This window comes from Segatella copri, from assembly GCF_009495355.1.
GTDB lineage: Bacteria > Bacteroidota > Bacteroidia > Bacteroidales > Bacteroidaceae > Prevotella.
In genome coordinates, this window is record NZ_VZAD01000077.1 from 38,730 (window position 1) to 47,452 (window position 8,723).

The 8,723-nt window shown below is 46.3% G+C and carries 6 protein-coding genes; 4 read left to right on the forward strand and 2 right to left on the reverse strand.

Translation table 11 applies throughout. The annotated features are described in order from the left end of the window. Positions 1–66: 66 nt before the first annotated feature. Complete coding sequence (locus F7D20_RS10630) at positions 67–2,313, reverse strand: inorganic phosphate transporter (protein WP_158464017.1); 2,247 nt, start codon at positions 2,311–2,313, stop codon at positions 67–69. A gap of 738 nt (positions 2,314–3,051) precedes the next feature. After that, positions 3,052–3,510 (reverse strand): type I restriction enzyme HsdR N-terminal domain-containing protein, encoded by a 459-nt coding sequence (locus tag F7D20_RS10635; protein ID WP_158464018.1) that lies wholly within the window; start codon positions 3,508–3,510, stop codon positions 3,052–3,054. A 139-nt stretch (positions 3,511–3,649) separates the two neighbouring features. Between F7D20_RS10635 and holA the strand changes: the two genes are divergently transcribed. The 4 genes from holA to F7D20_RS10660 all read left to right on the forward strand — a co-directional run bounded on the left by holA (position 3,650) and on the right by F7D20_RS10660 (position 8,454). Further along, a complete protein-coding gene (gene holA / locus F7D20_RS10640; protein WP_022251689.1) occupies positions 3,650–4,681 on the forward strand; it encodes a DNA polymerase III subunit delta in 1,032 nt (343 codons plus the stop codon). A 1,054-nt stretch (positions 4,682–5,735) separates the two neighbouring features. Continuing rightward, positions 5,736–6,296 carry a helix-turn-helix domain-containing protein gene (locus tag F7D20_RS10645; RefSeq protein WP_158464019.1) on the forward strand — a complete coding sequence of 187 codons (561 nt, stop codon included), beginning with the start codon at positions 5,736–5,738 and terminating at the stop codon, positions 6,294–6,296. A 381-nt stretch (positions 6,297–6,677) separates the two neighbouring features. After that, a complete protein-coding gene (locus tag F7D20_RS10655; protein ID WP_158464021.1) occupies positions 6,678–7,451 on the forward strand; it encodes a dihydroorotate dehydrogenase electron transfer subunit in 774 nt (257 codons plus the stop codon). A 94-nt stretch (positions 7,452–7,545) separates the two neighbouring features. Then, a complete protein-coding gene (locus F7D20_RS10660) occupies positions 7,546–8,454 on the forward strand; it encodes a dihydroorotate dehydrogenase (protein ID WP_022251686.1) in 909 nt (302 codons plus the stop codon). Positions 8,455–8,723 lie beyond the last annotated feature (269 nt).

An 8,723-nucleotide genomic window follows, 5' to 3' on the forward strand; every position in this document is an offset into this window, starting at 1 on the left:
AATCAAAAAAAAGAGCATCACCAGCAGGCGATGCTCTTTTTTTTATCGAATAAGCAAAGGAGAGGATTAGTTCTCCATGAACTTCTTGGCTGCTCTGAGCTGGTGTCTCATCACACTGAGGAACTCCTGGCTCTCCTGCAGTACGTTCAGATAGACGAGCGAGATCTGCATCAGCGTGTTGTCTTTCATGTTCTGCAGACGATCGATGTGCTTCTTGCGGATCACTGAGAGCTCGTCCTTGCAGGCATCAGCCTCGGCGAGAATCTCACGATAGTTCTCATAGCGACTTGTCTCTATCTGTTCGCAGCTCATCTTCATCAAGTCGTTGATCTTTTGGCGTATAGGCATAAACTCGTTGATGTATTCAGTGGGCAGCGGGTTAAAATTGTTGTCTACGTGCTCCTTGATAGGGTCGAGCATACGGCGTAGTGAGTAGATGAACTGCTGGTTGCTGTTGGCACCCAGATGGAACCATGTGTTGCGCTCGATGGCAATCTCCAAAGGCGAGCGTTTCAAGCCTAACATCTCCTGGCGGCGGAACTTTTTCTGCATGTCCTGCTCCTTCTTCAGCTCCTTGTTGGCATGGCGCAGCTCGCGGGTGTTCTCGTTGGCAAGACCGTCCATGATGAGGTTGAACTCACTCAGGGCGAAGCGGCATACGAAGCTCTGTGTGCGTGACACATGACGGCGAAGCAGATCCCATACGATTTCTGGATCGTGCGAGCGCATCATCAGCTGGAAGGTGCTTCCCTTGCTCTCCTCCTTCGACTTCTTGTTGTACTGGATGTTGCTGCGTATGAGCATGAAGATAACGAGAACAATGAAGGCTGTCTGCACGAGGATGCCGCCAAAATGCATGGCGAGGCAGACGAGGGCGCAGGCTGCGAAAGCCACACCGGCTGTGATAAACCATCCACCGATGACACTCAGCACACCTGTTACGCGGAATACGGCACTCTCACGGCTCCAAGCCTTGTCGGCAAGCGAAGAACCCATGGCTACCATGAAGGTTACGTAGGTGGTAGAGAGAGGCAACTTGAGGTTGGTACCGATGGTGATGAGCATGGAAGCCAATACCAGGTTGACGGCTGCGCGAACCACGTCGAAGGCAGCGCTTTCCTCCAACTCTACATCGTTCTTGTCGAAGCGGCTGTTGATCCACTGCTTCAACGACTTGGGCATGAAGCGGTTGAGCCATGAGTCGGCACTCTGGCAGTTGCGTACGATGACGCGTGCTGCAGATGAGCTACCAAACATCTCGTCTCCCTCGTCCTGGCGGCTCAGGTCTACAGAGGTCTTGATCACGTTCTGTGCCTTCTTTGAGGTGGCCATGGCGACAATCATCACGAAGCCTGCAGCGAGCAGATAGACGGGAGTGGTCTTGGCACTCTCCATCAGCGATGTCATCATGAAGCTGTCGGGACCCACGCCGTTGGCATTGGCCATATAGTCGTTGTAAGAAGAAAGTCCGGCGAGAGGCACACCGATGAAGTTCACCAGGTCGTTGCCGGCAAAGGCCATCGCCAGAGCAAAGGTGCCCATCAGCACAGTGAACTTGAAGATGTTGACACGGCAGAGGTGCAGGAACTCCATCACGATGGCTGAAACCACGAAGGTGGCACAGAGCAGCGAACCGATGTTCTGGTCAATGAAATCGCGCCATTCTGCTGGCAGGTAAGGGCTCTTGCCCAAGCCCTTCATGAAGATGAAGTAGGAGAGGGCTGTGAAAGCGATACCGCCGAAAATGGCAATCGAATAGCGGGAGTGCTTGCGATAGTTGAAGGTGAAAACCACACGCGAGAGCCACATCACGAAAGCACCGAAGACAAAGGCGATGATGACTGATGAGAAAATACCCATAATCACCTCCAAGGCCTTGTTGCTGTTGAGCAGCATACCGTAGTTGAGGCTGTCGTCGCCTATCATCTTCAGGGTGGCGAGGATGAAGGCACCTCCCAACAACTCGAACACCAGCGAAACGGTGGTAGAGGTAGGCATACCTAACGTGTTGAACACGTCCAGCACGATGACGTCGGTTACCATGACCGCGAGGAAGAGCGTCATTACTTCCTCAAAGGTGAAGCGGTCTGGACTCATGATGCCGTGGCGGGCGATGTCCATCATTCCCGACGACATAATGGCTCCGAGCACTACACCACAGGAGGCGATGATAAGAACCGTGCGAAACTTTGCCACCTTAGCTCCGATGGCTGACTGCAGGAAGTTGACAGCATCGTTGCTGACTCCCACGAAGAGATCGAACACTGCCAAACAGAGCAGGAAGATCACAATGCATAGATAAATTGTACCCATTTATTTTTGATAAATTATTGTTTCCCGATGAAATGAAAACGAGGCTTTTCCTAAGCTTTCCGTCTGCTTTTCCTAAGCTTTCCGTCTGCTTTTCCTAAGCTTTCTTTTGACTTTTCCTAAGCTTTTCGTCTGCTATTCCTAAGCATTTTTTCAGCCGTCGCCTTCCTTTTCGGGTGCAAAGGTACTCATGCCATGTTACAGGCTATTTAAACAGATGTTACAATTCTGTTAAGAAATGGGTAAACATGAAGTTTCATGTATATGAATCCGGATTGTTTTTGTGCTTTTCAGCTACGTTTTTTTGTGCTTCTCAGCTTCATCATCTTGTGCTTCTCAGCATTGTTCCGTGTGCTTCTCAGCATCATCATCTTGTGCTTCTCAGCATCTTTGCTTTCTTCCTCCCTGCTTTTATAGCGCTACTTTTGGGGCTTAATAGATGACCGGCGCCGATCGTCTATTGTGACCTCCCGTGGTCATAATAGACGACCACTGTTGAGCGCTGCTTGAGCTCTTTTGTTGTCTGCAGCGACAGAGCAACAGCACCTTCAGGATTATATATATACTTTATTGAACAAAAATTGTATTTTCCAAAGTTCCTTAATGACTAATGACTAATGACTATTTTGGGGAGTGTGTCTCTTTTACACTTCTTGCTGTGTCATTTGTGTCATTAGTGTGAATGGACACTATTCCTGGTTCGGTAGATGATTGACTGTTATTACCTGAATATAGCAGTCTTTATTCTGTAAGAATATTTGAGTAGTCTGGTAACTCTTCCAAATATAAATATTTTTTACCATCATAATCCATCTTGCAGACATAGTGCTGCAGCCCGTTGCTCACCACCAAGTAGTCTACATGCAGCAGCATATTGTAGGTGACAATCTGGTCGAAAACAGTCTGCGTGATAGGTATGTGAGGAGCCTTGTATTCAACGATCATGACCGGCTGCAGCTGCTTGTTGTAAAGGATGGTGTCGGCCCTGAGAACCTTGTCGCCCACATGCAGCGAAACCTCGTTGGCAAGCAGTGAGGCAGGGTAGTGGCGGTGCTCCACCATGAAGTGGACGAAGTGCTGTCGCACCCACTCTTCGGGAGTGAGCCGGACGTAGCGTCTTCTCAGAAAATCGAAAATCAGAGGCGCCTGCTTCGTGCCTTTCAGGCGTACGTCGAAGGGCGGTAAGTTGAGACTTGTCATGTTTGTTTTACCTTTTATATATATAGTCGCCGATTTCTTTCCTTTCTGGCAGATTGTTAGAAAAATATTTCGTATCTTTGTGGCTGAAATAAATTCCCGACATCGGCGAAGCTGATGCAAAGATACAAAAAATATCGTAATGGCAGAAAAAAAACAAGGCGTAAGTTATGAGTCGGTCATGAAAGATCTGAAGGCTCGCAACTTCTCACCCGTCTACTTGCTGATGGGTGACGAGTCGTACTATATCGACAAAATTTGTGATTACCTGATGGAACATGCGCTCCAGCCGGAAGAACGAGATTTCAACCAGGTGGTGCTTTTCGGGTCTCCCTCTGTGACGGCAGTCCAGGTGGTAGACCAGTGCAAGGGTTATCCTATGATGGCAGAGCATCGGGTGGTGATTCTGAAAGAGGCTCAAAATTTGAAAAATTTCGAGGCACTCGACAAGTATCTCGAAAATCCCGTAAAATCGACCATCTTATGTGTGTGCTATAAAAACGGAACTTTGAAGAGTCCGAAGACGCTCCTCACCAAGGTGGCACAGACGGGTGTGCTCTTGGAGAGCAAAAAAATGAAAGATTACCAACTGGCGGGTTTCATAGAGAAATATCTGAAAGTGCGCAACACCACCATCGAGCCGAAGGCCACACAGATGATTGCCGATCACATCGGCCCCGACTTGCACCGTCTTACTTCCGAACTGGACAAGGTGCTCATTTCGCTGTCGGAAAACGACAGGAGAGTGACGCCCGAAATCGTGGAACGCGAAATCGGAGTGAGCAAGGATTTCAATGTCTTCGAGCTGAGAAATGCGATCATCAACAAGGATGTTTTCAAGGCAAATCAGATAGTACAATATTTTGACAATAATCCAAAGTCGGGTGGAGCCTTCTCACTTCTCCCGTTGCTCTTTTCTTATTTCCAAAATTTGATGTTGGCGTATTATGCACCCAATAAACAGAACGAAACAGAGCTCGCAAAATTCCTGGATTTGAAATCAACCTGGGGTGTGCGCGATTATACGACAGGAATGAGAAACTATAATGGAATGAAGGTGATGCAGATTATTGCCAAGATGAAGGAGGTGGATGCCAAGATGAAGGGCTTCAACAACCCCAATACTTCGGCTGGCGAACTGATGCAGGAACTCATCTTTTTCATCCTCCATTAAGCTGATCGGGCAGTCTGGTTTTTCTGCTTTTGGGGCGGCTGTCTTGTCTCCAGTTTTGTAATTGAGTTTTCTAAAAATACAATGGGCAATCCTTTCCGGGGTTGCCCTTTTTCATGTTTCTGATGTTGCCCATTGGGGAGTGTTGCGGCATGGAGCAGGACTCCTCTTGTAGGAAAATGAGCCGGAAATAATGCCAGAAAAAGTAAATATAGGGGCTCTGTTGAATGAAAATAGGGGTAAAAATAGGGTGAAAATCAAGAAAAATAGCCAAAATTGTCCCTTTTTCTCCTCTGTTTGACCTATTTCTGATTTAAAAGGAGATTGCTTGAAAACAGTCTTGTTTTTGTGTAAAGTGTTGATAAATAGTATTTTACGTTTCTGAATCGTTGTTTATCCTCCTCAAAACTCGCGAATTTGGATGTGGGTTAGCCTGTGATAAGCAAAACAGAAAAAATGAAAATTTGAGCAGTTTTATTGCTTCAAATATTTATCGTTTATATTTATTAAGATTTATAATCGTGAAATTTAGAAATTTATATTTTAAAATTTTAAATGAGAGATGTGGCAAATTTCAGTTACAAAACTAAAACTAAATATATTTATAGTTGGTAATTATTTAATAATATAAACTAAACTATCTTCTTATAAAACATAAACGAATAAATATACATACCGTTTTTTATTCATCTAAAACACAGAAAACCAATGATTTATGTAAATTTATCGATTTAGAAAGCATAAAAAACAATCACTATACATCAAAAACCTGCATAAAGCACCCTTTATGCGCCTATTTACGTGAAATACTATGCTAAATCCCAGTTTATTAGCCTTTTATTATAAATAATTTCTTTGTAAATACTTTGAAACACTAAATATAGGTTTATAAATCTAAACCCGAAAACTTGCGTTTAATAGATGATAATTTATAAATTAAAATAGATAAATATAAACTTTACAAATCAAAATTCTCTTTATATTTCTTGGTTGTTTCAAAAAAAAGATTTACCTTTGTAAAATCTTAGAAAAAGTACAAAAATAACACCTATTCGGTATGAAAGATAGAATAAGACAGATTATGGAGGGCCAGCATCTCACCCAGCAAAGCTTCGCTCAGATGACTCAGATCTCCACTCCTACCCTGAGCAACATCCTCACCGGTAAGAGTCGTGCAACACTCAATACGGTTGAGTTAATCAAACGCAAGTTTCCACTCATCAGTCTCGACTGGTTGCTCTACGGAGTCGGTCCGATGTATATTCATGACGGTGCTGCGCCCACCCCATCGGATGCAACTTCTGGTAGCGGTTCGGCTGCGCGTCATGAGCCCACGGATATGGCACTCGATTTTTCGGACGACGATTCTGCTGAGGTTGCGTCTTCCCCTCAGTCGGCTTCTGCTGCCTCTTTGTCGGCACATTCTTCCTCGCAGCCATCTTCGGCTTATCCTTCAGGTTCGCTTTTTGATCAACCTGTAAGTCATAGTGTAAATCCTACACGCAAAAATATAGCCCAAACAGAAGTTAAATATATTGACAAACCGCAACGTAAAATCACCGAGATTCGTATCTTCTATGATGATCAGACCTGGGAGACTTTCGTACCCAAGAAATAGTCATTCTATTCCTCGAAAGTGGCATCTTTCGGAGCTTTCAGATTCGCTCTCCTGTCAGTAAGAAATGAATGAGTCGAGACAAGTGTTTTAAGTCATTTTTTAGCTGAATGGCTCTTGTCCTGGCTTCTTCATTTCTTGTTTTAATAGCTTCTTTTTTTATACTTTTTCTCCATTTGTCTGTTTTTTGTTTTGTGTTCCCTATTTTTTTCGTACCTTTGCAAAAGTTAAAGCGGCACTCGGCAATTTGAAAGCAAGCCATCATGATAAAACAAGCCATTATGATGAGTGTACGTGCGTATGCGCGCAATCATTAAGAACAATAAGAGCCGTAGTTAACAAGAACAGAATACAAACAAGACGAACAAAACTCAAATCCTGAAGATGAAAAAATACATTTTAGACCTCAAGGTGGTTTCGGTAGAACCATTGAGCGACAAGCACGTGTTGATTAAGTTGACCGACGACAAGGCGCTCCCCGAAATCCTGCCAGGACAGTTTGTGGAAGTACGTGTAGACCATTCGCCTGCCACGATGCTTCGCCGTCCTATCTCCATCAACTTTGTAGACCGTGAGCAGAATCAGCTGTGGCTTCTTGTGGCTGTTGTCGGTGACGGAACCCGTCAGTTGTCCAAGCTCCAGCAGGGCGATGTGCTCAACTGTATGTTGCCTCTTGGCAATGGTTTCACCATGCCAACGGCTCCAGGCCAGCGCTATCTGCTGGTGGGCGGTGGCGTAGGTGTAGCTCCGTTGCTCTACTTCGGCAAGCTGCTGAAGGATCAGGGTGCCGACCCCGTGTTCCTTTTGGGAGCCCGTACTGCAACCGACCTGCTCGAGCTGGACGAGTTTGCCAAGTATGGCAGAGTGTGCATCACCACCGAGGACGGCAGTGCTGGCGAGCAAGGTTTTGTTACCAACCATTCCATCCTTCAGCACGAGCATTTCGACATGATCAGCACCTGTGGTCCTAAGCCCATGATGATGAGTGTGGCGCGTTATGCCAAGAAGGCTGATGTGGAGTGCGAGGTCTCGTTGGAGAACAAGATGGCCTGTGGTGTGGGCGCCTGCCTGTGCTGCGTGGAGAAGACTGTGAAAGGCAACCAGTGTGTGTGCAAGGATGGTCCGGTCATCAATGTGAAGAATCTGCTCTGGGATTGATATCCCTCTTGATTTGTCAATATCTTATACTCATTATAGTTTCGCATTAATCCTTTATTTGTAAAGGAAAATGAATTAAAAACAACAGAATATTATGGCATCATTAAGCGTAAATATACATCATCTGAAGCTCAAGAATCCCGTGATGACAGCCTCGGGAACTTTTGGTTACGGACTGGAGTTTGCCGATTTTGTACCTCTTGACGAGATAGGCGGCATTATTGTAAAGGGCACCACGCTGGAGCCTCGCGAGGGCAATGACTATCCCCGAATGGCAGAGACACCACAGGGAATGCTCAACTGTGTGGGCTTGCAGAACAAGGGCGTAAATTATTTCTGCGAGCATATCTATCCTCAAATCAAGGATATCGACACCAATATGATTGTCAACGTATCGGGTCATTCGCCAGAGAATTATGCAGCTTGTGCGGCCCGTATAGGCGAGCTGGACAAGATACCTGCCATTGAGCTCAACATCTCTTGCCCTAACGTGAAGGACGGCGGAATGGCATTCGGTGTGACCTGTGAGGGTGCAGCCCAGGTGGTAAGAGCCGTGCGTCAGGCATATAACAAGACGTTGATTGTTAAGTTGTCGCCCAATGTGACCAATATCGCCGACATAGCCCGTGCCTGCGAGGCTGAGGGAGCCGACGCCGTATCGCTCATCAACACTCTGATGGGTATGGCTGTGGACATCGAGAAGCGTCAGCCGCTGCTAAGCATCCGTACAGGCGGTCTGAGCGGTCCATGTGTCAAGCCTGTGGCCCTCCGTATGGTGTACGATGTGGCTCATGCCGTCAAGATTCCAGTTGTAGGCTTAGGCGGAATTACTACAGCCAAGGATGCCATTGAGTTCTTGATGTGTGGTGCCACTGCGATAGAGATTGGTACAGCCAACTTCCTTGATCCAGCCGTGACCAAGAAGGTGAAGGACGGCATCAACGACTGGCTCGACGCTCATGGCTGCTCATCCGTGCATGAGATTATCGGAGCCATCAGATAAGTGAAGGAGTTTATCTGAGTCCACTTGAAAAAGTCGAAAATCGTATTTTTTTGTCTTTGCAACTGAAGTTTCGCAAGTTTTGCCCCACACGCCCTGAAGGGGCAGAAGCTCTTAGCCCAGGGCAGCGCCCTGGGTTATTACGGATGATAGCCTATCGCCCTGTAAGGGCAAAAGCTTTAAAACTCCTAATAATTTATAAGGCTTTTGCCCTTACAGGGCGCCTTGCCGATTGCCATTATACCCAGGGCGCTGCCCTGGGCTAAGAGCTT

What these genes read in the sequence shown, in the direction of transcription:
- F7D20_RS10630 (WP_158464017.1), bottom strand. Translation starts at nt 2,313, where the DNA reads ATGGGTACAATTTATCTATGCATTGTGATCTTCCTGCTCTGTTTGGCA.
- F7D20_RS10635 (WP_158464018.1), bottom strand. Translation starts at nt 3,510, where the DNA reads ATGACAAGTCTCAACTTACCGCCCTTCGACGTACGCCTGAAAGGCACG.
- holA (WP_022251689.1), top strand. Translation starts at nt 3,650, where the DNA reads ATGGCAGAAAAAAAACAAGGCGTAAGTTATGAGTCGGTCATGAAAGAT.
- F7D20_RS10645 (WP_158464019.1), top strand. Translation starts at nt 5,736, where the DNA reads ATGAAAGATAGAATAAGACAGATTATGGAGGGCCAGCATCTCACCCAG.
- F7D20_RS10655 (WP_158464021.1), top strand. Translation starts at nt 6,678, where the DNA reads ATGAAAAAATACATTTTAGACCTCAAGGTGGTTTCGGTAGAACCATTG.
- F7D20_RS10660 (WP_022251686.1), top strand. Translation starts at nt 7,546, where the DNA reads ATGGCATCATTAAGCGTAAATATACATCATCTGAAGCTCAAGAATCCC.